Origin of the sequence: Massilia arenae, assembly GCF_008014745.1 — a bacterium.
In the GTDB taxonomy this organism is placed as follows: Bacteria; Pseudomonadota; Gammaproteobacteria; order Burkholderiales; family Burkholderiaceae_D; genus Telluria; species Telluria arenae.
Genome location: NZ_VPFD01000001.1, coordinates 160,339 through 184,496 on the forward strand (window position 1 = coordinate 160,339; position 24,158 = coordinate 184,496).

Genomic DNA, 24,158 nt, shown 5'->3' on the forward strand with positions numbered 1-24,158 from the left:
GAGCATCACCATGGCATATTCGGACAAAGTACTCGACCACTACGAAAACCCGCGCAACGTTGGCGCTTTCGACAAGGGCGACGATGCAATCGGCACCGGCATGGTCGGCGCGCCGGCCTGCGGCGACGTCATGAAACTGCAGATCAAGGTCAACGACCAGGGCCTGATCGAAGACGCGAAGTTCAAGACCTATGGCTGCGGTTCGGCCATCGCATCGAGCTCCCTCATCACTGAATGGGTGAAGGGCAAGAGCCTGGACGAGGCGCTGGCGATCAAGAACACGCAGATCGCCGAAGAACTGGCTCTGCCGCCAGTCAAGATTCACTGCTCGATCCTGGCCGAAGACGCGATCAAGGCCGCCGTCGCCGACTACAAGGCGAAGCACGAAAAGGCAGCAGCGTAATTTTTTAGTAGAACAGAGCTGGAGAAGCACATGGCAATCACCCTGACCGAAAAAGCCGCGAAGCACGTCAACCGTTACCTCGAACGCCGGGGCAAGGGCATCGGCTTGCGCTTCGGTGTGCGCACCACCGGCTGCTCCGGCCTGGCCTACAAGCTCGAATACGTCGACGAGAGCGCCGCCGAAGACGCGGTGTTCGAGTCGCACGGCGTCAAGGTCTTCGTCGACCCGAAAAGCCTGGCGTACATCGACGGCACCGAGCTCGATTTCGCCCGCGAAGGGCTCAACGAAGGCTTCCGCTTCAACAACCCGAACGTCAAGGACAACTGCGGCTGCGGCGAGAGCTTCCGTATTTAAGCCGATGCAGAATCACTTCGACCTGTTCCAGCTGCCGGCCCAATTCGAGGTCGACCAGGATGCCCTCGATTCCGCCTACCGCGAAGTCCAGGGCCGCGTCCACCCGGACCGCTTCGTCAATGCCACCGACGCCGAAAAGCGCGTCGCGATGCAATGGGCGACCCGCGCCAACGAGGCCTATCAAACGTTGCGCAACCCGCAAAAGCGCGCGCAATACCTGTGTGAGCTGAACGGCGTCGACCTGCAGACCGAGTCGAATACGGCCATGCCGCCGGCCTTCCTGATGCAGCAGATGGAATGGCGCGAAGAGCTCGAGGACGCACGCGCGGCCAAGGACGCCATCGCGCTCGACCGCCTGGAAGCGCAGCTGCGCGCCGAGCGCAAGAACATGCTGGCCGCCGTGGCGCGCCAGCTGGACGCGGGCGACTTCAGTGGCGCCGCGCAAGGCGTGCGCGGCCTGATGTTCCTCGACAAATTCGGCGATGAAGTGCAGTACGCCTTCGAGGCGATCGACGCCTGATCCGCTGCGGATCGCTTGTCGGACGGTCCACCGTTTGACTCCCGGCGCAGAAAAACAATATTGGTATCACGACTATGGCACTCCTCCAAATCGCCGAACCCGGCATGTCCACCGCCCCGCACCAGCACCGCCTGGCCGTGGGCATCGACCTGGGCACCACCAACTCGCTCGTCGCCACCGTCCGTAGCGGCAGCCCCGAAGTGCTGAGCGACGAGGAGGGCCGTTCGCTGCTGCCGTCGATCGTGCGCTACCTGCCGAACGGCCACGCCAACATCGGCCACAAGGCGCGCGTGCACCAGACCACCGACCCGAAGAACACGATCGTCTCGGTCAAGCGCTTCATGGGCCGCGGCCTCAAGGACATCGCCCACGCTGAAAACCTGCCTTACGACTTCGTCGAAGGCCAGGGCATGGTCCAGCTGAACACCGTCGCCGGCGTGAAAAGCCCGGTCGAGGTGTCGGCCCAGATCCTGGCGACGCTGCGCCAGCGCGCCGAGGATTCGCTGGGCGACGACCTGGTCGGCGCCGTGATCACCGTGCCGGCCTATTTCGACGACGCCCAGCGCCAGGCCACCAAGGATGCGGCCCAGCTGGCCGGCCTGAACGTGCTGCGCCTGCTGTCCGAGCCGACCGCCGCCGCCATCGCCTATGGCCTCGACCACGGTAAAGAGGGCGTCTACGCCGTCTATGACCTGGGCGGCGGCACTTTCGACATCTCGATCCTCAAGCTCTCGAAAGGCGTGTTCGAGGTGCTATCGACCGGCGGCGATTCGGCCCTGGGCGGCGACGATTTCGACCATCGCCTGTTCTGCTGGATCACCGAGCAGGCCAAGCTGGCGCCGCTGTCGGAGCACGACACCGCGACCCTGATGGTCAAGGCGCGCCAGGCCAAGGAACTCTTGTCGACCAATGAAGAAACGACGGTCGAGGCCATCCTGAAGTCGGGCGAACTGGTGCAGGTGACCGTCACCGCCGAAGTGTTCTCCGAGATCACCAAGCACCTGGTCGGCAAGACCATGAATGCGATCCGCAAGGCGATGCGCGACGCGAGCGTCAGTGTCGACGACGTCGATGGCGTGGTGATGGTCGGCGGCGCAACCCGCATGCCGCACGTGCGCCGCGCCGTCTCGGAATTCTTCCAGACCATCCCGCACGCCAATATCGATCCGGACCGCGTGGTGGCGCTGGGCGCCGCGATCCAGGCCGACCAGTTGGCCGGCAACCGCGCCGAGGGCGACGACTGGCTGCTGCTGGACGTGACCCCGCTGTCGCTGGGCATCGAGACGATGGGCGGCCTGGTCGAGAAGATCATTCCGCGCAACTCGACGATCCCTGTCGCACGCGCCCAGGAATTCACGACCTTCAAGGATGGCCAGACCGCGCTGGCAGTGCACGTGGTGCAGGGCGAGCGCGAACTGGTGTCGGATTGCCGTTCGCTGGCGCGCTTCGAGCTGCGCGGCATCCCGCCGATGGCGGCCGGCGCGGCGCGCATCCGCGTCACGTATCAAGTCGACGCCGACGGCCTGCTGTCGGTGGCCGCGCGCGAGATGCGCTCGGGCGTGGAAGCGTCGATCACGGTCAAGCCATCCTATGGCCTGGCCGACGACGACGTGGCGCGCATGCTGCAGGAATCGTACAGCTCGGCATCGGAAGACATGCAGTTGCGCGCGCTGCGCGAAGAGCAGGTGGAGGCCGAGCGCATCCTGCTGGCGACCCAGTCGGCGCTGGACGCCGACGTCGATCTGCTGGCGCCGGAAGAGCAGGCCGCGATTGGCGAGCAGCTGCAGGCGGTGCGCGATGCGGTGACGGCGTCGAGCGACGCGTCGACCGCAGCGGGTCAGCGCCAGGATGCCTTGCACAATGCGGTGCAGGCACTGGCCAGGGGCACCGAAGAATTCGCCGCCCGCCGCATGGACAAGAGCGTGCGCAAGGCGCTGGCGGGCAAGTCGCTGGACGAGATTTGAATCTCCCCCAACGGCTTGAATACGCAATATGAAGAACAACGGATAATTCAATTATCCAACCAACCGAGGTAACCCAAGTGCCACAAATCGTCATCCTCCCACACCCGGTGTTCTGCCCAGACGGCGCCGTGCTCGAAGCTCCGGCCGGCAAGTCGGTCTGCGACGTCCTGCTCGACAACGACATCGACATCGAACACGCCTGCGACCGCGTCTGCGCCTGCACCACCTGCCACGTGATCGTGCGCGAAGGCTTTGAGTCGCTGAACGAGCAGGAAGAGAAGGAAGAAGACATGCTCGACAAGGCCTGGGGCCTGGAGCCGAATTCGCGCCTGTCGTGCCAGGCCATCGTCGCGGAAGAAGACCTGGTGGTCGAGATCCCGAAATACACGATCAACCACGCCGCCGAAAAGAACCACTGAGCCGTCCATGAAGCGTCTTGAGCAAGCCCGGAAAGTCCCGGCACCACAGGAACTGCCGCCGGAGGTCCGTCCCGGCCAGTCGATCGAGCTGCTCAAGGAGCTGCACATCCTGACCCGCGACGGCAAGTTGAACCAGGACAGCCGCCGCAAGCTCAAGCAGGTCTACCACCTGTACAACTTCATCGAGCCGCTGCTGCGCGACGTGAGAAACGAGAAGGGCAGCGTGTCGCTGGTCGACCACGGCGCCGGCAAGTCCTACCTCGGCTTCATCCTGTACGACCTGTTCGTCAAGGCCGAGGGCGAAGGCTCCCACATCTACGGCATCGAGACCCGCGAAGAACTGGTCAGCAAATCGACCGAGCTGGCCGCGCGCCTGGGTTTCAATGGGATGTCGTTCCTGCCGCTGTCGGTGGCTGAATCGACCTCCTCGACAGAATTGCCCCAGACAATAGACATCGTCACCGCGCTGCACGCCTGTAACACCGCCACCGACGACGCCATCGACTTCGCCCTCAAGAAGAAGGCGAAGCATATGGTGCTGGTGCCGTGCTGCCAGGCCGAAGTCGCGACCGTGCTGCGCAAGAACAAGGGCCAGGACATCAAACGCAGCGCGCTGACCGAGATCTGGCGCCACCCGATCCATACCCGCGAATTCGGCAGCCAGATCACCAACGTGCTGCGCTGCCTCCAGCTCGAGGCCCACGGCTACCAGGTCACGGTCACCGAACTGGTGGGCTGGGAACACTCGATGAAAAACGAGCTGATCGTCGCCACCTACAAGAACCTGCCGCGCCGCCGGCCGAGCGAGCGCCTGCACGAGGTGCTGCACGAGGTCGGCCTGGACGAAATGAAGCGCCGTTTTTATACCCCGCAAGTCGAGACCACGGAATAAGAAGATGAGCCAAGACCAACAGCGCTGGATCGACCTGCGTAGCGACACCGTGACCCAGCCGAGCGCCGCGATGCGCGCCACGATGGTGGCCGCCCCGGTCGGCGACGACGTCTACGGCGACGACCCGACCGTCAACCGCCTGCAGGACTATGCGGCCGAGCTGTTCGGTTTCGAAGCGGGCATGTTCGCCCCAAGCGGCACCCAGACCAATCTGATCGCCCTGATGACCCACTGCGGCCGCGGCGACGAATACCTGGTCGGCCAGGAAGCGCACACCTACAAGTACGAAGGCGGCGGCGCCGCGGTGCTGGGCAGCATCCAGCCGCAGCCTATCGCGAACCAGCCGGACGGCAGCATCGCGCTGGCTGACATCGAGGCCTATATCAAGCCGGACGATATGCACTTCGCCCGCACCCGTCTGCTGGCGCTGGAAAACACGATCGGTGGCCGCGTGCTGAGCCAGGAATACATCGTCGCGGCGACCACGCTCGCCCACGATAAAGGCCTGGCTACCCACCTCGACGGCGCCCGCATCTGCAATGCCGCCGTCAAGCAGGGCATCAGCCTGGTTGACGCGGTCAAAGGTTTCGATACCGTGTCGGTCTGCCTGTCCAAGGGCCTGGGCGCGCCGGTCGGTTCGGTCCTGCTGGGACCGAAGGCCTTCATCGAGCAGGGCAAGCGCTGGCGCAAGATGCTGGGCGGCGGCATGCGCCAGGCCGGCGTGATCGCCGCCGCGGCCCACTACGCACTGGAGCACAATGTCGCGCTGCTCGCCAACGACCATGACAACGCAGCCGAACTGGCGCGCGGCCTGGCCAGGATCGAACAGCTCACTGTCGGCACGCCGCAAACGAATATCTTCTGGATGGACGTGCCGGCCGCCGCCTGCGCGCCGCTGCGCCAGGCGCTCGAGCGCGCGCAGATCCGCGCCACCGTCGGCCCCAGAATGCGCCTGGTGACCCATCTCGACATCTCGAATGCCGACATCAAGCGTACGATCGACGTATTCACCGAATTTTTCTCTGATTGGCAAGCATGACCGCACCATCGAACACCGACGACGGCATCCGCCTCGCGAAACGCGTCGCTGACGTAGCGGGGTGCTCGCGCGCCGACGCCGAGCGCTATATCGCCGGCGGCTGGGTCAGCGTCGATGGCGTGGTGGCCGAAGATCCCGCCACCCGCGTCACGGCCGGGCAACAGGTCGCAATGCTGCCTGGCGCGACCCCGGTCGAGCCGGAACCGGTCACCATCCTGCTGCACAAGCCAGCCGGCGTCGATCAGGACGCGCTGCTGGCGACGATCGGCGCCGACACGCAAGTGCTGGACAATGGCTTCGGCAAGCCGTTCCTGCGCCGCCACCTGTTCAAGCTGGCGCTGGCGACGCCGCTCGAGACAACGGCGTCCGGCCTGGTCGTCTTCAGCCAGGACTGGCGCGTGATGCGTAAACTCGTCGAGGACGCGCCGCGCAACGAGTACGAGTACGTGGCCGAGGTGGACGGAAAGATCGCCGATGGCGGCCTGGACAAGTTGGGCCGCATGTTCCGCGCCAGCTGGCAAAGCGAGGCCCGCCTGCGCATCGCCGGCAAGAATATCCAGCGCGGCCAGATCGAGCGCCTGTGCGGCGACGTCGGCCTGAAGGTCACCGCACTGCGCCGCCTGCGCATCGGCCGCATTTCCATGGGCAGCCTGCCGCCAGGCGGCTGGCGTTACCTGCGCGACGTCGAGCGCTTCTGAATCCAACTGCCATGCCAAGTTCGTTCCGCCTGGTCGCGACCAGCGTCCTGTTTTTCCTGTTGCTCGGGCCCGTGATCCCGGTGATCGAGTTCACCCTGGCCACCCTGTTCACCAAGGGCCGCATGGAGCTCATGCCGTCGTTCTACCTGGCGGCGCTGCTGTTCGGCGCCCTGATCGCGGGTGCGCTCGGCCTGGCCCACGGCATGCTGGTGGCGCTGGCCGTCAAGCTGGAGCCGCTGCGCCGGCGCCTGCAGACCACGCCGCGCCGCGTGCTGCTGGGCGCGGGCGCGGCGCTGCTGTGCGGGCTGGCGATGACCGCGCTCACTCTCTACATCGCGCGCCATTCCTACGGCGACCTGTTGGGGGGGATGGATCCGAACAACCCGGATCCATGGAAGATCATCCGCGCCTATATGGTGATCGAACTGTTCATCCTGCCGGCACTGGCCTGCGGCATCCTGTTCCAGCTGCTGCCATGGCCGCGCAAGCTGATGCAGCGCGCCGTCGAACGAGCCTGAGAAGTCATACGGCTGTCATCTTGCGTCAATATGCTGTCGATTTTTCATCCTTGGAAAATCGACAACCATGTTCCTGCGCCGCCCTGCCAAACCTTCCCGTTACCTCCCGGGTTACGTGCCGATGTTGAGCGCGATCGCGCTGGCCTGCGTGCTCGCGGCCTGCGGTGGCGACGACGACGATCCGACCCCGACCACGCTCGCGCTGCAAAAAATCGGCGGCTATAACGGCGGAGCGGCCGGCGCGGCCGAGATCACGGCCTATGATGCGGGCAGCCGTCGCCTGTTCGTCGTCAACGGCGCCAACGGCACGGTCGATGTGCTCGACCTGTCGGCGCCGGCCACGCCGAAACTGATCGGCACCATCAATGTGGCCAGCCTGGGCAAGGCGGTCAACAGCGTCGCCGTGCACGACGGCCTGGTGGCGCTGGCGATCGAAGCCAATCCCAAGACCCAGCCGGGCACCGTCGCCTTCTACAATGCGGCCGATCTCAAGCTGGCGGGCAGCGTCAAGGTCGGCGCGCTGCCCGATATGCTGACCTTCACGCCGGACGGCACCAAGGTGCTGGTCGCGAACGAGGGTGAGCCGAGCGGCTATGGCGTCGCCGGCACGACCGATCCGGAAGGTTCGGTCAGCATCATCACCGTCAACCGCGGCGGCGCGCCATCGGTGGCGACCGCCGATTTCCGCGCCTTCAACGGCCAGGAAGCTGCGCTGCGCGCGCAGGGCATCCGCATCTTCGGACCGAACGCCAGCGCGGCCCAGGACTTCGAGCCGGAATACATCACCGTCAGCGACGACGGCCGCACCGCCTGGGTGACCCTGCAAGAGAACAACGCGATCGCCATCATCGACGTCGCGACGGCCAAGGTCACCGCGGTCAAGCCGCTCGGTTTTAAAGACCACAGCGTCGCCGGCTTCGGGATGGATGCGTCGGACGAGGATGGCGGCACCAATACCAATAGCGGTTCGCCGGCCATCAAGATCGGCCCGCAGCCGGTGAAAGGCATGTACTTGCCGGACGCCATCGCCAGCTATTCGGTGGACGGCAAGCATTACCTGATCACCGCCAACGAGGGAGACGCGCGCGCCGACTGGCCGGGCTTCAACGAAGAGAGCCGCGTGCGTGCGCATTGCACGGCAGGCCTGGATCCCGCTGTCTTCCCGGACGCGGCCAACCAGATCTTCGATTCGAACCTGGGGCGCCTCCGCATCACGACGACGCCGAACGGCGGCAAGGATGGCAAGAACGCGGCAGGGCAGTGCAACGAGCTGTACACCTTCGGCGGCCGCTCGTTCTCGATCTGGGACACCGACATCAAACGCGTCTACGACTCGGGCGACGAATTCGAGCAGCGCACCAAGGCGCTGCCGAACGTCAAATTCAACGCCAGCAACGACAACAACGACCTGGAAGACCGCAGCGCGTCGAAGGGCCCGGAACCGGAAGGCGCGGTGGTCGGCAAGTTCGGCAACAAGCACTATGCCTTCATCGGCCTGGAGCGCGTCGGCGGCGTGATGGTGTATGACGTGAGTAAACCATCCCAGGCTTCCTTCGTCACCTACCTGAACACGCGCGACGGCGACAAGGGCGACCTGGGCCCGGAAGGCCTGACCCTGATCCCGGCTTACAAATCGCCGAACGGCAAGCCGCTGCTGATCGTCGGTAACGAAGTCAGCGGCACCACCGCCGTCATGCAGATCAACCTGACCTACTGATCCGCGCGCTTGCGCAGCAGCTGCATGCCGATCGCGGCGGCGACCACCGCCGCACCGGCCACCAGCGCCTTGTTGGCCGGCTGGCTCGGCTGGGGACGAGGCTGATTGAGCCGGCTCGGATCGGCATGCAGGCCACTGGCGCCACGCGGCGCTTCGTATAGCGCGCCGCGCGTATCGGGCGTGCGCTCCGCCCGTTTTGCCCACGCATCCATGAAGCGATTCATCCCGGCCGCGATGAGATTCGGCGCCAGCTGGGTGGCTTTCATGGCGGCGGCGGGCGCCCCAATCACGGTCGTGTCGCGCGGACGGCGGGCCAGCTTGACGACGGCATCGGCCACGGTTTCCGGCGCCAGCGCGCCCGGCGGATACGAGAGATGGGCGCCGCTATAGTTGGCCGCATGGCTGAAGCCGGGTGAGTCCACGAAAGTAGGGTACACGTCGCAGACGTGGATGTGGCGCCGCTTGCCCACCTCGGCGCGCAGGGCTTCGGAAAAGCCGCGCAGGCCGAACTTGCTGGCCGCGTAGGCCGCGGCATAGGGCGTGGCGACGTAGCCGCCGGACGAGATCATATTGACCCAGATGCCGCGATCCTGTTCCAGGAAGATCGGCAACACCGCGTGGGCGTCATTCATGTGGGTGAGGAGGTTCGTTTCGATCACCTGGCGGTGGTCGGCCATCGGCACGTCCTGGTATTTGCCGACCACGCCGGCGCCGACATTGCTGAACCAGAGGTCGATCTGTCCCAGGATGCCCCGCGCTTCGCGCGCGAAAGCTGCCACCGCCTTGGCGTCGGTTGCGTCGACCACCACTGTTTCGGCCCGGCCGCCGGCCTCAAAGCATTGGCGGGCGACATCGTCGAGGCCTTCCTTGCCGCGCGCGCCGAGCACCAGGTCGGCGCCCTCACGGGCAAAGGCGATGGCGGTCGCGGCGCCGATGCCGCTCGAGGCGCCCATGATGACCACGCGGAGATTCGATGGCTTCATTGTTGACCTTTCATTCACAGTGAAAAGGCCGATTATTCCGCGATTCCGGATGTCGCCGCGTTCGAATGCCGCGCGGCAAGCTCGAGGGAGGACTAGCGTTTGACCTTGGGCAGCTGGACCTGGCGGGTGCCGGCCAGGCGGTCGTGCAGGAACTGGCGGTCCTTGTCGAGGAAGGCGGTGAGCGCCCAGAGGACGATGCCGACCGTCAGCGCAACGGCGATCTCGCCCTTGGCGTGCAGCCCGGCCGCGGCGCACACGAGCAGCGCCGGTGCGAACCAGCCCCAGGCCAGCAGGTAGCGCACGATGGCCGTGCGCCATGGCAGGCGCGCGTGGCCGGCCTGGACCACCTTGATGCGCCAGGTCTTCATGGCCAGCGTGTGGCCGCTGTCGCGCCAGCACCAGATGAAGTACAGGCCCGTCACCAGGAACAGCCAGAGCTTGAGCCCATGCTGGAACAGCGGTTCCTGGCGGTTGCCGGTGAGGAGGATATAGATCAGCACCGCCAGCATTTCGACGGCGAACAGCAGGAAGAATTCATAGACCATCACCGTCACGCGGCGCTTGACGGTCGGCGTCGGCAAGGAAGTCGCGTGCGCCGGCGTGGCCGCGCCCCCAGCGGCAAGCGGCTCAGTTGCTTGCATTGGCAGCCTGCGCGGGTGCCTGCTGGCCGCCCGGGGCGGCGATCGCGCCGCCATCGGCGGAGGAACTGGCCGCCGGACCCGGCGTCACCGGGGAACCGGGAGCAGGGACGCTCTGCACTGCCGGCGGCACGCTCGCGGTGTCGGTCGGCACCACGGTATCCGTGCCGATCAGGATGCATTCGGCGCCGCGGCGGGTGGTGTTCGGCGGGCAGGGCGTCGGCGTGACCAGCATCGGCGCTTCAGGCAGCGCCACCGGGATGCTCTTGTTGCGCGCCGCTGCCGGGCTGTTGGCCAGCTTGCGTTTCTGGTCATCCGACAGCTGCTTGTAGTTTTCCCAGTTGGCCGCCTTGTCGCCTTGGGCCAGGCGGCTCGTGCGGCTGTAGTTCTCGCGCGCGAGTTCGCGCTGTTCGGGGGTGAGCTTCATCCACTGGCGCATGCGTTGGTGTACGCGCTGCTGTTCGGACGCGGGCATGGAAGCGAAGCGCGCCGACATCTCGATCCATTTGCGCTTGCGCGGTCCTTCCATGCGGTTCCACTCGGGTTCCAGCGGCGCCAGCGCCACTTGCTGCGCGCTGCTCAGGTCGTTCCACAGGGGCTTGTCGAAGCTTTTGGGCGACGCGCGCTCGCCATCGACGACGTCGGCCACCGACGGCAGTACGGACGGGGTGTCGAAACGGTCCACGATGACCCAGGCGATGACGCCCGCCACCAGCACCCCGGCCACCGTTTTCAGGACGGGAAACCGTGCTTTCGAGGCGCCGGGCTTCGATGCGCGAGACTGTGAAGCGTCGTTCTTTGTCATTGCCGGCGCTGCTGCGACTCCAGATAGGCGGAGAAGCCCGGGTCGAGGTACGCGTTGAGCGGCAGTTCATCGGACAGCACGGCCGCATCGATATCGGCCAGCTCGGCGATCTGCTGTTGCTGTTCGTGCTGGTAGACGCCGCCCATGCCGATCACCAGCGCCAGGACCGGCACCGCGACCGCCAGGCGCGACATGGCCGGGCCGCTCAGGGCATTGCCGAAGCCGGCCAGCATCTGGCGCCAGCCGGAAGGGGCCGGCTTGAAATACTCGACCGGCGCGTCCGCCTTCTTGCGCGCGAGCGCGGCCGCGCGCGCGGCGGCCAGCCGGTCGGTGGTCGATGCCGGCAGGGTATCGAGCTGTTCGTTCAGTGCATGGCGGATTTTATACGCCAGGTTGATGTCGTCGGTATTCATAGTGTGATTCCCTTGGCCTTGAGCGCTGCGGCGAGGGCGTGGGTGGCACGGGAGCAATGTGTCTTGACGCTGCCTTCGGAGCATCCCATTGCTTCGGCCGTTTCGGCCACGTCCATATCCTGCCAGTAACGCATGAGGAAGGCTTCCCGTTGACGCGTTGGGAGCTTTTGTACTTCTTCTTCGATCAAGCGCAAAGTTTGTTCACGCTCAAGCTGGTCCGCACTCGACTCTGCCGCGGCCGATCCATCTTCAGCCGCGTATGAGGCAAGTATATCAAAGTCGTCATCGTCATCTCCCTCACGGCGGCTGAAGCCAGAAAACAGGCTGACCCAGGTGTTGCGCACTTTTTCGCGGCGGAAGTAATCGAGGATCGTCGTCTGCAGGATGCGCTGGAACAGCATCGGCAGCTCGGCGGCCGGCTTGTCGCCATATTTTTCGGCCAGCTTGATCATGGCGTCCTGGACGATGTCCAGCGCCGACTCGTCCTTGCGCACCGCATACACCGCCTGCTTGAACGCACGCCGTTCGACATTCTCGAGGAAGTCGTTGAGTTCTTTATCTGTGGCCATGCGGGTTCAAGGAAGCGCTCGTCTTACTCGTGCTTTAGGGAAAACCTTCGCATCCTAGCAAAAAACGCCCTGGCCTGCACCGTAATCGCTCAGTCGAGGGAGGCGGTAATGTCATATGCATAACGTTTAAAAACTGCATGAAGATAGGCGAAATCATTCGTTGTTCGCCTATTGGAGCGTCATTACGCTGTCAGCACGACCATACCCGCCTCCGCCATCATGCCGCTCGATATTCCCCGCCAAGCATTTGCTATCCACCCCATCATCGGCGCGCCGCTGGGCGCTGAAGTCGTCGGCCTTGACCTGTCGCGTCCGCTCAGTGCGCAAGATTTCGAACGCCTGCACCGCGCCCACCTCGACTACCACGTGCTGGTGTTCCGCGACCAGCACATCACGCCGGCCGAGCAGGTGGAGTTCAGCCGCCGTTTCGGCCAGTTGCAGATCCACGTGCTGCGCAATTTCCAGCTGACGGGCCACCCCGAAGTGCTGATCGTCTCGAACATCCGCGAGAACGGCGAGCCGATCGGCCTGGGCGATGCCGGCCATTTCTGGCATTCCGACCTGTCGTACAAGGAAACGCCGAGCCTGGGCTCGATGTTGCATGCGCAAGAGTTGCCCGCGGAAGGCGGCGACACCCTGTTCGCGAACCAGCACACGGCCTGGGACGCCTCGCCTGACCATCTGAAGCGCGAGGTCGAAGGCTTGCAGGCCGAGCACTGGTATCTGGCGAAGTATGAAGAGCTGCGCCAGAAAAACCCGTTCCGCCCGAAGCTCACCCAGGCCCAGATCGACGAAGTCAGGCCGGTCAGCCACCCGGTGGTGCGCACCCATCCCGAGACCGGCCGCAAGGCCCTGTTCGTCAGCGAGCACTTCACGACCCGCATCCTGGGTGTGACGGAACAGCGCAGCCGCGAACTGCTCGACGCGCTGTTCGACCACAGCACGCGCGCGCCGCACGTCTACCGCCATCAGTGGCAGCCGCACGACATGGTGTTCTGGGATAACCGTTCGCTGATGCACCTGGCGGCCGGCTGTCCTGACCACCTACGCCGCAAGCTGTACCGCACGACCATCGAAGGCGACGTTCCGTTCTGACTCAACCCGGGAAATCCATGAAATACCACAAGAAGTTCATTGCCTTAGGCGCCGCGCTGGCCCTGGCGCTGCCATCATTTGCCCAGGCCGAAGGCCAGATCCGCATCGCCGAGCAGTTCGGCGTGGTCTATCTGCTGCTGAACGTGGCGCAAGACCAGAAACTCATCGAAAAGCATGGCAAGAAGCAGGGCGTCGACATCGATGTCGGCTGGATCAAGCTTTCCGGCGGCGCCGTGATCAACGATGCGCTGCTGTCGGGCTCGATCGATATCGCCGGCGCCGGCGTCGGTCCCCTGATGACGATCTGGGACCGCACCAAGGGCCGCCAGAACGTGCGCGGCGTCGCCTCGCTGGGTAGCTTCCCTTATTACCTGGTCAGCACCAATCCGAATGTCAAGACCATTGCCGATTTCGGCCCCAAAGACCGCATTGCCTTGCCTGCGGTGACGGTGTCGGTGCAGGCCCGCATCCTGCAGATGGCCGCCGCCAAGCAGTGGGGCAATGCCCAATTCAAGAAACTCGACCCGATCACCCAGACCTTGCCGCACCCGGACGCGGCAGCGGCCCTGATCGCCGGCAAGACCGAACTGAACGCCCACTTCGGCGGGCCGCCATTCCAGGAGCAAGAACTTGCCGGTAACCCGAACGCGAAAATCGTGCTCGATTCCTACCAGGTGCTGGGCGGGCCGGCGTCGGCGACGGTGCTGTATGCCACCGAAAAATACGTACGGCAAAATCCCAAGACCTACCGCGCCTTCCTCGATGCGCTGGCCGAGGCCGCCGAGTATATCGCGACCAATCCGGAAGGGGCTGCCTATGCCTACCTGCGGGTCAACAAGGGCAATATCGACCGCGCACTGCTGCTGAAGGTGATCAAGGATCCGAAGACCCAGTTCCGCGTCGCGCCGCAGAATACGCTGGGCCTGGCGCAGTTCCTGCACCAGGTCGGCGCCATCAAGAACAAGCCGGCCTCGTGGAAGGATTACTTCTTCGAGCATCCGGTGATTGCCAACGGGAGCTGACATGATGACCCCCGTTATACCGCTGAACCTGGTCCCCCCGGAGCCGCTGCTGCGCGCCGAGCACGTCACGCTCGAGTATGCAAGCGAGCGCGGCATCGTCAGGGCCACCGACGACGTCAGCTTCGACGTCCATCGCGGCGACCGCTTCGTGCTGCTGGGGCCGTCCGGCTGCGGCAAGTCGACCTTGTTGAAAGCGATCGGCGGCTTCATCGCGCCGCGCGCCGGCAGCCTCAGCCTATCCGGTGAGCCGATCACGGGGCCGGGACCGGATCGCATCGTCGTGTTCCAGGAATTCGATCAGTTGCCGCCCTGGAAGACGGTGCGGCAGAACGTGATGTTCCCGATGCTGGCGGGCGGCGTAGGACGAGAAGAGAGCGACAGGCGTGCCCGCCACTGGCTGGGCAAGGTCGGGCTGGCGCGCTTTGCCGACGCCTATCCGCACACCTTGTCGGGCGGCATGAAGGCGCGGGTGGCCATTGCCCGCGCGCTGGCCATGCAGCCGGCCGTGCTGCTGATGGACGAGCCGTTCGCCGCGCTCGATGCGCTGACCCGGCGCAGCATGCAGGAAGAATTGCAGGCGCTGTGGGACGAGATCGGTTTTACGATGCTGTTCGTGACCCACTCGATCGAGGAAGCGCTGGTGGTGGGCAACCGCATCCTGCTGCTGTCGCCCCATCCGGGGCGGGTGCGGGCCGAGCTCAATAGTCACCAGTTCAGCCTGTCGAGCGCCGGCAGCCAGGAATTCCAGGCGGCTACCCAGCGCATCCATGGCTTGCTGTTCGATGGCGATACCGCACCGGATGTGCGCCAGGACGAAGACCGCATGGCGGAGGCGCACTGATGACGACCCTGCGCGAACCGCCGATCCGTCCCGAGTACGTGCTGCCATTGCGGCCTGCCGTGGCTGTCCCCGCCGCGGCATCGATCTCGCTGGACCGCTTCGGCTGGCTGAGAAAACCCGCCATCCTGCTGGCGCTGGCCGTCGTGTGGGAAGTGTTGGCGCGCTGGTTCGACAACGACCTGCTGCTACCGGGGGCGCTGCAGACCGGCCGCGCCTTCGTGGACGGCATCTTGTCGGGCGAGCTGATCGGCTATGTCTCGGTGTCGCTGGCGATCCTGAGCCAGGGCTTTCTGCTGGGCGTGGCGGGTTCCTTCCTGCTGACCTGGCTGGCGGTCTCGAACCGTTTTGGACGTGAGCTGATCGATACCCTGACCTCGATGTTCAATCCGCTGCCTGCCATCGCGCTGCTGCCGCTGGCGCTGCTGTGGTTCGGGCTGGGCAAGGGCAGCCTGTTGATGGTGCTGGTGCACTCTGTGCTATGGCCGCTGACCCTGAATGCCAGCGCGGGATTCCGCGCCGTGCCCGAGACCTTGCGCATGGCCGGTCGCAATTACGGTCTTGGGGGATTACGCATGGTCCTGCAAATCCTGATTCCGGCCGCATTGCCGTCGATCCTGTCGGGTCTCAAGATCGGCTGGGCGTTCGCCTGGCGCACCCTGATCGCCGCCGAGCTGGTGTTCGGAAGCACTTCGGGGCAGGGCGGGCTGGGCTGGTACATCTTCCAGAGCCGCAATGAGCTGTTCACCGACAAGGTGTTCGCGGGACTGGCGACCGTAATCATCATCGGGCTGGCGATCGAGCACTTCGTGTTCCAGACGCTGGAACGCGTCACCGTGCGGCGATGGGGCATGCAGCGTTAAACTCCCTTCACGCAAAAACCGCGCACTTTTCGGATAGTCGGCCGAATTTGTTGCACCATTTTCGTTCACGAAGCGATTTTTATCTTTCCTTCTTGACCAAAATGGTGCGGCGCGGTAAGGTGTCCCTCACGCTTTGCACCCCCAAGGCTTTTCCGTCATCCGGACCCGGCACACAAGGCCTCGTCCGTTGTGACACGCTTTCATTTGTAGGCAGTTTGCTCCGACCCGCGCCACAAGCGCGAGAGATGCGTAAGACCGCTACAAACACTCACGCTCAACGAGTTGCGCCCAGCGCCGGTGCGTAAGGACCCTACGGTGTCCGAAACATCGACGTGCACGCAGAAAGTAGTCAAGCCTGAGGGTTGTCGCGCAAAGACGCATATCGTTAGGAACGGGCATCCGATCAATCTCCCATTGGGTTTTGAAAGGAATGTACATGAGTAACGATTCAGCCGTCCCGATCACGGGCGCTGAGATAGTGGTCCGTTGTCTGGCAGAAGAGGGCGTCAAGCACGTCTTCGGTTACCCGGGCGGCGCGGTCCTCTATATCTACGACGCGATCTTCCAACAGGACAAATTCCAGCACGTCCTCGTTCGCCACGAACAGGCCGCGGTGCATGCCGCCGACGCCTATTCGCGCAGCTCGAACACCGTGGGCGTCGCCCTGGTCACTTCCGGTCCGGGCGTCACCAATGCCGTCACCGGTCTGTCCACCGCCTATATGGATTCGATCCCGATGGTCGTGATCTCGGGCCAGGTGCCAAGCCACGCGATCGGCCAGGATGCCTTCCAGGAATGCGATACCGTCGGCATCACCCGTCCGGTGGTCAAGCACAACTTCCTGGTCAAGGATGTGCGCGAGCTGGCCTCGACCATCAAGAAAGCCTTCTTCATCGCCCGTACCGGCCGTCCAGGCCCCGTGCTGGTCGATATTCCGAAGGACATCACCGTCAATAAATGCCTGTTCGAGTACCCGCGCGAGATCGAAATGCGCTCGTACCGTCCGGTCGACAAGGGCCATGCCGGCCAGATCCGCAAGGCGGTCCAGCTGCTGCAGAACGCCGAGCGCCCGATGATCTATGCGGGCGGCGGCGTGATCCTGGCCAATGCCTCGGATGAACTGAACCGCCTGGTCGAGAAAACCGGTTTCCCGATCACGAATACGCTGATGGGCCTGGGCGGATCGCGCTCGTCCGATCCGCACTTCGTCGGCATGCCGGGCATGCACGGCACCTATGAAGCGAACATGGCGATGCAGCACTGCGACGTGCTGATCGCCATCGGCTCCCGCTTCGATGACCGCGTGATCGGTAATCCAAAGCACTTCGCCTCGAATCCGCGCAAGATCATCCACATCGACATCGACCCTTCGTCGATCTCGAAGCGGGTGCGGGTCGACATCCCGATCGTCGGCAATGTCAAGGACGTGCTGGTCGAACTGCTGTCGCAACTCGATGCTGGCAATGTCTCGCCGAACACCAATGCGCTGCAGGGCTGGTGGAAGCAGATCGCCGAATGGCGTGGCCGCGACTGCCTCAAGTATCCGACCTCGGACATCGTGATCAAGCCGCAGGCCGTCATCGAGCAGCTGCACCGCGTGACCAATGGCGACGCCTTCATCACCTCCGACGTCGGTCAGCACCAGATGTGGGCCGCGCAGTACTACGCCTTCGACAAGCCGCGGCGCTGGATCAATTCCGGCGGCCTGGGCACGATGGGTGTCGGCCTGCCGTACGCGATGGGCGTGCAGATGGCCAATCCGGATGCGACCGTGGCCTGCGTCACCGGCGAGGGTTCGATCCAGATGTGCATCCAGGAGCTTGCCACCTGCAAGCAATACCACCTGACGCCCAAGATCATCCTGCTCAACAACCGCTTCCTGGGCATGGTGCGCCAGTGGCAGCAGATCGACTACGGTTCGCGCTATTCCGAGTCGTACATGGATTCGCTGCCCGATTTCGAGAAGCTGGCTGAAGCCTATGGCCACGTCGGCATGCGCATCGAAAAGCCGGGCGACGTCGAGGGTTCGCTGCGCGAAGCGTTCGCCATGAAAGACCGCCTGGTCTTCATGAACTTCATCACCGACCAGAACGAAAACGTCTGGCCGATGGTCAAGGCGGGCCGCGGCCTGAACGAGATGCTGCTCGGCTCGGAGGATCTGTGATGCGACACATTATCTCAGTCCTCCTGGAGAACGAAGCCGGTGCGCTGTCGCGCGTGGTCGGCCTGTTCTCGGCGCGCGGCTACAACATCGAAACCCTGACCGTGGCCCCGACCGAAGACGCGACCCTGTCGCGCATGACGATCGTCACTTCCGGTTCGGACGACATCATCGAGCAGATCACCAAGCACCTGAACCGCCTGATCGAGGTGGTGAAGGTGGTCGACCTGACCGAAGGCCAGCACATCGAGCGCGAGCTCATGCTGATCAAGGTGCGCGCGGTCGGCAAGGAGCGCGAAGAAATGAAGCGCACCGCCGACATCTTCCGCGGCCGCATCATCGATGTCACCGAAAAGACCTACACGATCGAGCTCACCGGCGCCAAGTCGAAGCTGGACGCCTTCATCGACTCGATCGACCGGGCTTCCATCCTCGAGACCGTCCGCACAGGCGGCTCGGGCATCGGACGCGGCGAACGCATCCTAAAAGTCTGACCAAATACGTGCTGAACCGTAGGGTGGACGGCTACGCCGTCCACGCGTAACGCCCCCATACTCATACATAACTATTTATATACAGGATCCTAAAATGAAAGTTTTCTACGACAAAGACTGCGACCTCTCCCTCATCAAAGGCAAGAACGTCGCCATCATCGGCTACGGCTCGCAAGGCCACGCCCACGCCCAGAACCTCTCTGAATCGGGCGTTAACGTCACCGTCGGCCTGCGCCGCGGCGGCGCGTCGTGGGGCAAGGTCGAGCAGGCCGGCCTGAAGGTCGCCGAGGTCGATGAGGCAGTGAAAAACGCTGACGTCATCATGATCCTGCTGCCGGACGAAAACATCGCCGAGGTCTACAACAAGAACGTCGCACCGAACGCCAAGCAGGGCGCCGTGCTGGCCTTCGCCCACGGCTTCAATGTGCATTACGGCCAGGTCGTGCCGCGCGCCGACCTCGACGTGATCATGGTCGCGCCGAAGGCGCCGGGTCACACCGTGCGCGGCACCTACACGCAAGGTGGGGGCGTGCCTCACCTGGTCGCCGTCTACCAGGACAAGTCAGGCGCGGCGCGCGACATCGCGCTGTCGTATGCCATGGCCAACGGCGGCGGCCGCGCCGGCATCATCGAGACCAACTTCCGCGAAGAGACCGAAACCGACCTGTTCGGCGAGCAGGCCGTGCTGTGCGGCGGCGCCGTCGAGCTGATCAAGGCTGGCTTCGAAACCCTGACCGAAGCCGGCTACGCGCCGGAGATGGCGTATTTCGAGTGCCTGCACGAGCTGAAACTGATCGTCGACCTGATCTACGAAGGCGGCATCGCCAATATGAACTACTCGATCTCGAACAATGCGGAATACGGCGAGTACGTCACCGGCCCGCGCATCGTCACCGAGCAGACCAAGGAAGCGATGCGCCAGTGCCTGAAGGACATCCAGACCGGCGAATACGCCAAGAGCTTCATCCTGGAAAACAAGGCCGGCGCCCCGACCCTGATCTCGCGTCGCCGCCTGACCGCCGAGCACCAGATCGAGGAAGTCGGCGCCAAGCTGCGCGGCATGATGCCATGGATCGCCAAGAACAAGCTGGTGGATCAGTCGAAGAACTAAGTTTTTTGGCACGGTAGCGCAGCGATTGCGCTACCCGGTCGGCAGCTTTAGCACGTCGTCCCCGCGCAGGCGGGGACCCAAGTCCTCAGCAAACCACTTATATGAAATTAAGTGGCTACGCGAAGAAACTTGGGTCCCCGCCTGCGCGGGGACGACGTTGTTTTAGGGAGTCGAGTAGAAGGCAATACGGTTCCTGATACTCCCCGGCTGTTACAAATTCGACCGTAAACCTACTCATTTGCAACTGTCCATTACAAAATCACGATGGAATCATTGTGATTGGTATCGTATAAGTGCTGTCAGACATCTGTCGCAACTTATAGGAGAACAATAAATGGCCGTTTCTAAATCCCTCGTCGCCGCCGCCCTGGTCCTGGCCTTCAGCGCTGCCCAGGCGCAAAACCTGCCGTCGCCGGCCACCAGCGGCACCATGGTCGTGGTTCCGGCCTTCGGCGAAGTGAAGCACGCCAACGACCAGGCCACCGTCGTGTTCGCCGTCGAAGAGCACGACAAGGACAAGAATGCTGCCGCCGATCGCGTCAATCGCAAGATGAAGGAGGGCACCGAGATCGTGCGCCGCGCCGATCCGAATGCCGAACTCAAGACCCAGGGCTATTACACCTACCCGGTCTATCCGGAAGTGCCGCCGCAGCCGGTCGGCCGCACCACCCAGCAACCGGTCAAGCCGGTGCCGATCGCCTGGCGCGTCGGCCAGTACCTGGAAGTGAAGACCACTAACCTGGCTGCGCTGCCGAAGACCGCCGCCGCCGCCCAGAAGGTGCTGCAGATCAATGGCGTCAATTTTGGCCTGAGCCCTGAACTCCTGAAGCGCCTGGACGACCAACGCATCGCCGCAACCTACCAGAACCTGAACGAGCGCATCGTCTCGATCGCCAAGGCCATGGGCCGCCAGCCGACCGACGCCATGCTCGATACAGTCGACTTCGAAGGCTCGGGCAATTACGCGGGAGATGCCGCGGCGCCGCAGGCCATGATGATGCGCAGCGCCAAGCGCGAGATGGCCGACGAGATGTCGGAACCGAGCTTCGAACCGGGCGAAACCACGCTGCAAATGCGCGTGGTGGGCAAGGTCAAGTTCAAGTAAAAACTGGCTGTGTTCAAGTAAGCGCCAGGCAATCGCCAGTCGGGTTAGCGTAGTGTTTCGCTAACACGTGTCCCCACCTCTATAATGTGGGGGAACTGTCGCTCGGCGACTTACTTGAATACGAATCCTTATGCCAACCTTTCCACGAAGAAGAACACCAGGGACAACGCCAAAGGGTCCACGATTTTCCCGCCTGAAAAAGCGTTTCGGCCGCCGCGCGGAAGACCGCCAGGCCGGCGAACGTGGGCGCGGCATCTACCTGCTTCCCAACGCCTTCACCACCGCGGCCCTGTTCTGCGGCTTCTACGCCATCGTCATGGCAATGAACCAGCGCTTCGAGCATGCCTGCTGGGCCGTGTTCATCGCCATGATCCTCGACGGCCTGGACGGACGCATCGCGCGCCTGACCAATACCCAGTCCGAGTTCGGCGCGCAATACGACAGCCTGGCCGACATGGTCTCGTTCGGCGCCGCGCCGGCGCTGGTGATCTATGAATGGTCGCTGCGCGGCCTGGGCAAGCTGGGCTGGATCGCGGCCTTCATCTACTGCGCCTGCGCGGCGCTGCGCCTGGCGCGCTTCAACACCAATATCCAGGTGGTGGACAAGCGCTTCTTCCAGGGCTTGCCGAGTCCGGCCGCCGCGGCGCTGGTGATCGGCTTCATCATGATGATGATCGACCCCGACATCAGCGTCAGTGCGCGCAAGGTGGATTGGGTGTCCTGGTGCATCGCCGTGTTCGCCGGCCTGACCATGGTGTCGAATGTACCGTTCTATAGTTTCAAAGACATCAATTTCAGGAAGTCGGTGCCGTTCATCGCGGTGTTCCTGATCGCGCTGGTGCTGGCGCTGCTGGCGATCGATCCGCCCAAGGTGCTGTGGCCGATCTTCGTGGTGTACGGGATGTCGGGCTACGCCGTGTATGTCTGGCAGAAGGCCAAGGGCAAGCCGGTCAGCATCATTCCGCTCGACGACGAGCCGGACGACGTGCGCCGCTGATGTCGCTGCCTGGCTGCCGTTCGCGCTTGACGAAGACGCTCGCCGTCGCCGCGGCGGCGCTCGCCATCCTGGTCCTGGCCGGCGCCCTGAGCGCCTGTTCGCCGCTCAGCCTGGTCAATGCGGTGTCGCCGGGCGGAACGGCGCGTTCCGTTGCGACGGCCGCCTTCGGTCCCGATCCGCGCCACGTGCTGTCGATCTACCGGCCTGCATCGGGCGCGAGCAAGGCGCCGGTGATCGTCTTCTTCTACGGCGGCAATTGGGTCAGTGGCGAGCGCGACGATTATGCCTTCGTCGGCCGTTCGCTGGCCAAGCGCGGATTCGTGGTGGTGATTCCCGATTATCGCCTGTATCCGCAGGCCAGCTATCCCGGCTTCCTGCACGATGGCGCGCGCGCATTGGTCTGGACCCAACGCCGGATCGCGGCCTATGGCGGCGATCCGAAACGCCTGTTCGTCATGGGGCATAGCGCGGGCGCCTACAACGCGGCGATGCTGGCGCTCGATCCACGCTGGCTGCGCGAACAGGGGAGTAGCCCCAACATCCTGCGCGGCTGGATCGGCCTGGCCGGCCCGTATAACTTCTTGCCCGTCGAGAACGAGACCACGCGTCCCGTTTTCCATTACCCCGATACGCCGCGCGACTCGCAGCCGATCGCTCACGTCACGACCGGTGCGCCGCCGGCGCTGCTGATCGCCGCCCGCAACGACACGACGGTGAACCCGGAACGCAACACCGGCGCGCTCGCGGCCAGGATGCGCAACGCCGGCGTTCCCGTGCGCGAGGAGTACTACGACAACGTCAACCACGCCACCCTGGTGGCCACGCTATCATCCACGCTGAGCCGCCTGGCGCCAAGCCTGGACGCGGTCGAGGATTTCGTGCGCAGCGACGGCGGTCGACGCACCGCTCCGGCAGCTCCGGCAAAGTAGCGCCTAGAAGCCGAAGCGGTCGCGCGGTTCGTACATCGGATCGGGACCATTCATCATCTGGCGCACGACGCCTTGCCCGTCGAAGTGAACGTGCATCAGCGAATTCCAGACGCCGGCTTCCTTGTAGCGATAGGACCAGACTTCATAATCCTTCATGGCGACATGCGATCGCTCGGCCGGACGACCGACGGTACGCAGCACCTGGTCCTTGTTTGCTCCATCGATTTTAATCGTGGCAAATTTCTCGCTCGTGAGCACTTGCTCGTATGAGAGCAGGCGGCCATCCGGGCCGAGGTGCGCCATCCAGGTGAATTGGCCCATGGGGCCGGTGGCGTATTCGAGCGTACGCGACGCGCCGTCGGCATACACCGCGGTTGGCATTCCCATCTTGGCTTGGATCACATCCTGCGTGTCGCCGGGGTTCGGCGGCGTGCGCATGGCGCATGCCGTCAGCAACAAGGTGGCGATGAATATTGTTGGTTTGATCATTGTGTTCTCATCGTCGCGGCACTCACCAGCTGCCGCGATCCTGTGGGTTGTACATGGGATCCGATGCATTCAGCATCTGGCGCACCACGCCTTGCCCGTCAAAATGGACGTGCATCAGTGAATTCCACACGCCGGCTTCCTTGTAGCGATAGGACCATACCTCATAGTCGTGCATGGCGACGCGCGAGCGCTCGGCCGGATGGCCGAAGATGCGCAGCATGTCGTCCTTGGTCGCATGGTCGATTTTAACGGTGGCAAATTTCTCGCTTGTGAGGACTTGCTCGTAAGCGGTAAGGCGGCCATCCGGGCCCAGGTGCGCCATCCAGGTGTATTGACCCATGGGGCCGGTTGAATACTCGAGCGTGCGTTGCGCGCCGTCGGTGTAGACCGCGGTGGGCGCGCCCATCTTGAACTGGACCACGTCCTGCGGATCGCCAGGGGCGGGCGCCTGGCGGATGGCGCAAGCAGCCAGCAGCAGGGCGGTGGCCAGCGTTGTAGATTTGCTCATCTTGTTCATGATTGTCACCTGTGTCGAGCTTGCCAGCCGGACGGGGTCCTGTCCAATCGCGGAAGGAAGATAGCAAACACTGGTTCGAGCCGGCGTTTTGCACTATACTAGCGGGTCTGTCCAATCCGGACAGGTATTTGATAACTCACGGTGCCTGGGGTTCCGACTCTTGCACCGCATGTGAAAGGTAACATCATGTCGGTTGAAAACATCAACAAAGCCGCGATCATCGCGGACAACGCCCGTGGCGAAAAAGACACCGGTTCCCCAGAAGTGCAAGTTGCACTGCTGACCGCACGCATCAATGACCTGAACGGTCACTTCAAAGAGCACAAGAAGGATCACCACTCGCGCCGCGGCCTGATCATGATGGTCAACCGTCGTAAGAGCCTGCTGGCCTACCTGAAGAACAAAGACCTGAACCGTTACCGCGATCTGATCTCGAAACTGGGCCTGCGTAAGTAATTGCAAGCTTGCTTCAGACGGTTTAGTCAAAAAATGCCTGCGCCAGGAATCTAGCGCGGGCATTTTTCGTTTTTGCGGTTTGTTTTTGCTGTAAAGGTTGCTAAGGCAACCCGTGGTGAGAGGTGAACGACAGCTCCTGAAAATCTGTC

28 protein-coding genes are annotated in these 24,158 nt (G+C 63.7%); 21 read left to right on the plus strand and 7 right to left on the minus strand.

The window, feature by feature from the left end; genetic code table 11:
• Nucleotides 1-10: 10 nt before the first annotated feature.
• From iscU to FVD38_RS00810, 10 genes are all read left to right on the plus strand, one after another.
• A complete protein-coding gene (gene iscU, locus FVD38_RS00765; RefSeq protein ID WP_147933086.1) occupies nucleotides 11-403 on the plus strand; it encodes a Fe-S cluster assembly scaffold IscU in 393 nt (130 codons plus the stop codon).
• A gap of 30 nt (nucleotides 404-433) precedes the next feature.
• Nucleotides 434-757 carry an iron-sulfur cluster assembly protein IscA gene (gene iscA / locus FVD38_RS00770; protein ID WP_005666326.1) on the plus strand — a complete coding sequence of 108 codons (324 nt, stop codon included), beginning with the start codon at nucleotides 434-436 and terminating at the stop codon, nucleotides 755-757.
• A 4-nt stretch (nucleotides 758-761) separates the two neighbouring features.
• Complete coding sequence (gene hscB / locus FVD38_RS00775; RefSeq protein WP_123069697.1) at nucleotides 762-1,277, plus strand: Fe-S protein assembly co-chaperone HscB; 516 nt, start codon at nucleotides 762-764, stop codon at nucleotides 1,275-1,277.
• Nucleotides 1,278-1,351: 74 nt separating this feature from the next.
• Nucleotides 1,352-3,241, plus strand: a complete 1,890-nt coding sequence (gene hscA / locus FVD38_RS00780) for a Fe-S protein assembly chaperone HscA (RefSeq protein WP_147933087.1) — start codon at nucleotides 1,352-1,354, stop codon at nucleotides 3,239-3,241.
• Nucleotides 3,242-3,318: 77 nt separating this feature from the next.
• Nucleotides 3,319-3,660 carry an ISC system 2Fe-2S type ferredoxin gene (fdx, locus tag FVD38_RS00785; RefSeq protein ID WP_123070630.1) on the plus strand — a complete coding sequence of 114 codons (342 nt, stop codon included), beginning with the start codon at nucleotides 3,319-3,321 and terminating at the stop codon, nucleotides 3,658-3,660.
• 7 nt (nucleotides 3,661-3,667) lie between these two features.
• Nucleotides 3,668-4,552 carry a class I SAM-dependent methyltransferase gene (locus FVD38_RS00790; RefSeq protein WP_147933088.1) on the plus strand — a complete coding sequence of 295 codons (885 nt, stop codon included), beginning with the start codon at nucleotides 3,668-3,670 and terminating at the stop codon, nucleotides 4,550-4,552.
• Nucleotides 4,553-4,556: 4 nt separating this feature from the next.
• Complete coding sequence (ltaE, locus tag FVD38_RS00795; protein WP_147933089.1) at nucleotides 4,557-5,591, plus strand: low-specificity L-threonine aldolase; 1,035 nt, start codon at nucleotides 4,557-4,559, stop codon at nucleotides 5,589-5,591.
• Nucleotides 5,588-6,289: an RNA pseudouridine synthase gene (locus tag FVD38_RS00800; RefSeq protein WP_147933090.1), complete on the plus strand. Its 702-nt coding sequence runs from the start codon at nucleotides 5,588-5,590 to the stop codon at nucleotides 6,287-6,289. The genes ltaE and FVD38_RS00800 overlap by 4 nt, the downstream gene beginning before the upstream one ends.
• An 11-nt stretch (nucleotides 6,290-6,300) precedes the next feature.
• Complete coding sequence (locus tag FVD38_RS00805) at nucleotides 6,301-6,807, plus strand: hypothetical protein (RefSeq protein WP_147933091.1); 507 nt, start codon at nucleotides 6,301-6,303, stop codon at nucleotides 6,805-6,807.
• Nucleotides 6,808-6,874: 67 nt separating this feature from the next.
• The gene (locus FVD38_RS00810; RefSeq protein ID WP_147933092.1) at nucleotides 6,875-8,524 is read left to right on the plus strand and encodes a choice-of-anchor I family protein; all 1,650 of its coding nucleotides are present in this window, start codon (nucleotides 6,875-6,877) and stop codon (nucleotides 8,522-8,524) included.
• Here the strand turns inward: FVD38_RS00810 and FVD38_RS00815 are convergent.
• The 5 genes from FVD38_RS00815 to FVD38_RS00835 all read right to left on the minus strand — a co-directional run bounded on the left by FVD38_RS00815 (nucleotide 8,518) and on the right by FVD38_RS00835 (nucleotide 11,932).
• Nucleotides 8,518-9,507: an SDR family oxidoreductase gene (locus FVD38_RS00815; RefSeq protein WP_147933093.1), complete on the minus strand. Its 990-nt coding sequence runs from the start codon at nucleotides 9,505-9,507 to the stop codon at nucleotides 8,518-8,520. The genes FVD38_RS00810 and FVD38_RS00815 overlap by 7 nt on opposite strands.
• Before the next feature lie 92 nt (nucleotides 9,508-9,599).
• Nucleotides 9,600-10,148, minus strand: a complete 549-nt coding sequence (locus tag FVD38_RS00820) for an RDD family protein (protein WP_147933094.1) — start codon at nucleotides 10,146-10,148, stop codon at nucleotides 9,600-9,602.
• Nucleotides 10,135-10,950: a DUF3106 domain-containing protein gene (locus tag FVD38_RS00825; RefSeq protein WP_147933095.1), complete on the minus strand. Its 816-nt coding sequence runs from the start codon at nucleotides 10,948-10,950 to the stop codon at nucleotides 10,135-10,137. Before FVD38_RS00825 ends, FVD38_RS00820 begins: the two co-directional genes overlap by 14 nt.
• Nucleotides 10,947-11,363 (minus strand): DUF3619 family protein, encoded by a 417-nt coding sequence (locus FVD38_RS00830; RefSeq protein WP_147933096.1) that lies wholly within the window; start codon nucleotides 11,361-11,363, stop codon nucleotides 10,947-10,949. The genes FVD38_RS00825 and FVD38_RS00830 overlap by 4 nt, the downstream gene beginning before the upstream one ends.
• A complete protein-coding gene (locus tag FVD38_RS00835; RefSeq protein ID WP_123070640.1) occupies nucleotides 11,360-11,932 on the minus strand; it encodes an RNA polymerase sigma factor in 573 nt (190 codons plus the stop codon). The genes FVD38_RS00830 and FVD38_RS00835 overlap by 4 nt, the downstream gene beginning before the upstream one ends.
• Before the next feature lie 219 nt (nucleotides 11,933-12,151).
• On the opposite strand from FVD38_RS00835, the gene FVD38_RS00840 reads away from it, so the two are divergent.
• From FVD38_RS00840 to FVD38_RS00885, 10 genes are all read left to right on the plus strand, one after another.
• Nucleotides 12,152-13,027 (plus strand): TauD/TfdA dioxygenase family protein, encoded by an 876-nt coding sequence (locus tag FVD38_RS00840; protein WP_147933097.1) that lies wholly within the window; start codon nucleotides 12,152-12,154, stop codon nucleotides 13,025-13,027.
• Nucleotides 13,028-13,044: 17 nt separating this feature from the next.
• Nucleotides 13,045-14,049 carry an ABC transporter substrate-binding protein gene (locus FVD38_RS00845; RefSeq protein ID WP_147933098.1) on the plus strand — a complete coding sequence of 335 codons (1,005 nt, stop codon included), beginning with the start codon at nucleotides 13,045-13,047 and terminating at the stop codon, nucleotides 14,047-14,049.
• A gap of 1 nt (nucleotide 14,050) precedes the next feature.
• The gene (locus FVD38_RS00850) at nucleotides 14,051-14,890 is read left to right on the plus strand and encodes an ABC transporter ATP-binding protein (RefSeq protein ID WP_147933099.1); all 840 of its coding nucleotides are present in this window, start codon (nucleotides 14,051-14,053) and stop codon (nucleotides 14,888-14,890) included.
• Nucleotides 14,890-15,750: an ABC transporter permease gene (locus FVD38_RS00855; RefSeq protein WP_147933100.1), complete on the plus strand. Its 861-nt coding sequence runs from the start codon at nucleotides 14,890-14,892 to the stop codon at nucleotides 15,748-15,750. The genes FVD38_RS00850 and FVD38_RS00855 overlap by 1 nt, the downstream gene beginning before the upstream one ends.
• 436 nt (nucleotides 15,751-16,186) lie before the next feature.
• Nucleotides 16,187-17,914: an acetolactate synthase 3 catalytic subunit gene (locus FVD38_RS00860; RefSeq protein WP_123070644.1), complete on the plus strand. Its 1,728-nt coding sequence runs from the start codon at nucleotides 16,187-16,189 to the stop codon at nucleotides 17,912-17,914.
• Nucleotides 17,914-18,405, plus strand: a complete 492-nt coding sequence (gene ilvN / locus FVD38_RS00865; protein ID WP_005666354.1) for an acetolactate synthase small subunit — start codon at nucleotides 17,914-17,916, stop codon at nucleotides 18,403-18,405. The genes FVD38_RS00860 and ilvN overlap by 1 nt, the downstream gene beginning before the upstream one ends.
• Before the next feature lie 94 nt (nucleotides 18,406-18,499).
• Nucleotides 18,500-19,516: a ketol-acid reductoisomerase gene (gene ilvC / locus FVD38_RS00870; RefSeq protein ID WP_147933101.1), complete on the plus strand. Its 1,017-nt coding sequence runs from the start codon at nucleotides 18,500-18,502 to the stop codon at nucleotides 19,514-19,516.
• Between the two features lie 334 nt (nucleotides 19,517-19,850).
• Nucleotides 19,851-20,621, plus strand: a complete 771-nt coding sequence (locus FVD38_RS00875; RefSeq protein WP_147933102.1) for an SIMPL domain-containing protein — start codon at nucleotides 19,851-19,853, stop codon at nucleotides 20,619-20,621.
• Nucleotides 20,622-20,751: 130 nt separating this feature from the next.
• Nucleotides 20,752-21,618, plus strand: coding sequence for a CDP-diacylglycerol--serine O-phosphatidyltransferase (pssA, locus tag FVD38_RS00880; protein WP_147933103.1), 867 nt, complete (start codon nucleotides 20,752-20,754; stop codon nucleotides 21,616-21,618).
• On the plus strand, nucleotides 21,618-22,547 hold the full coding sequence (locus FVD38_RS00885) for an alpha/beta hydrolase (RefSeq protein ID WP_147933104.1): 930 nt from the start codon (nucleotides 21,618-21,620) through the stop codon (nucleotides 22,545-22,547). The genes pssA and FVD38_RS00885 overlap by 1 nt, the downstream gene beginning before the upstream one ends.
• Nucleotides 22,548-22,550: 3 nt before the next feature.
• Here FVD38_RS00885 and FVD38_RS00890 read toward each other — a convergent pair whose 3' ends face one another.
• Together FVD38_RS00890 and FVD38_RS00895 are read right to left on the minus strand one after the other, a co-directional pair.
• A complete protein-coding gene (locus tag FVD38_RS00890; protein WP_147933105.1) occupies nucleotides 22,551-23,036 on the minus strand; it encodes an outer membrane protein assembly factor BamE in 486 nt (161 codons plus the stop codon).
• A gap of 22 nt (nucleotides 23,037-23,058) precedes the next feature.
• Nucleotides 23,059-23,544 carry a hypothetical protein gene (locus FVD38_RS00895; protein ID WP_229493325.1) on the minus strand — a complete coding sequence of 162 codons (486 nt, stop codon included), beginning with the start codon at nucleotides 23,542-23,544 and terminating at the stop codon, nucleotides 23,059-23,061.
• A 195-nt stretch (nucleotides 23,545-23,739) separates the two neighbouring features.
• Here FVD38_RS00895 and rpsO point away from each other — a divergent pair, with 195 nt between their 5' ends.
• Complete coding sequence (rpsO, locus tag FVD38_RS00900) at nucleotides 23,740-24,009, plus strand: 30S ribosomal protein S15 (RefSeq protein WP_137173370.1); 270 nt, start codon at nucleotides 23,740-23,742, stop codon at nucleotides 24,007-24,009.
• The last annotated feature ends 149 nt before the right edge of the window (nucleotides 24,010-24,158 follow it).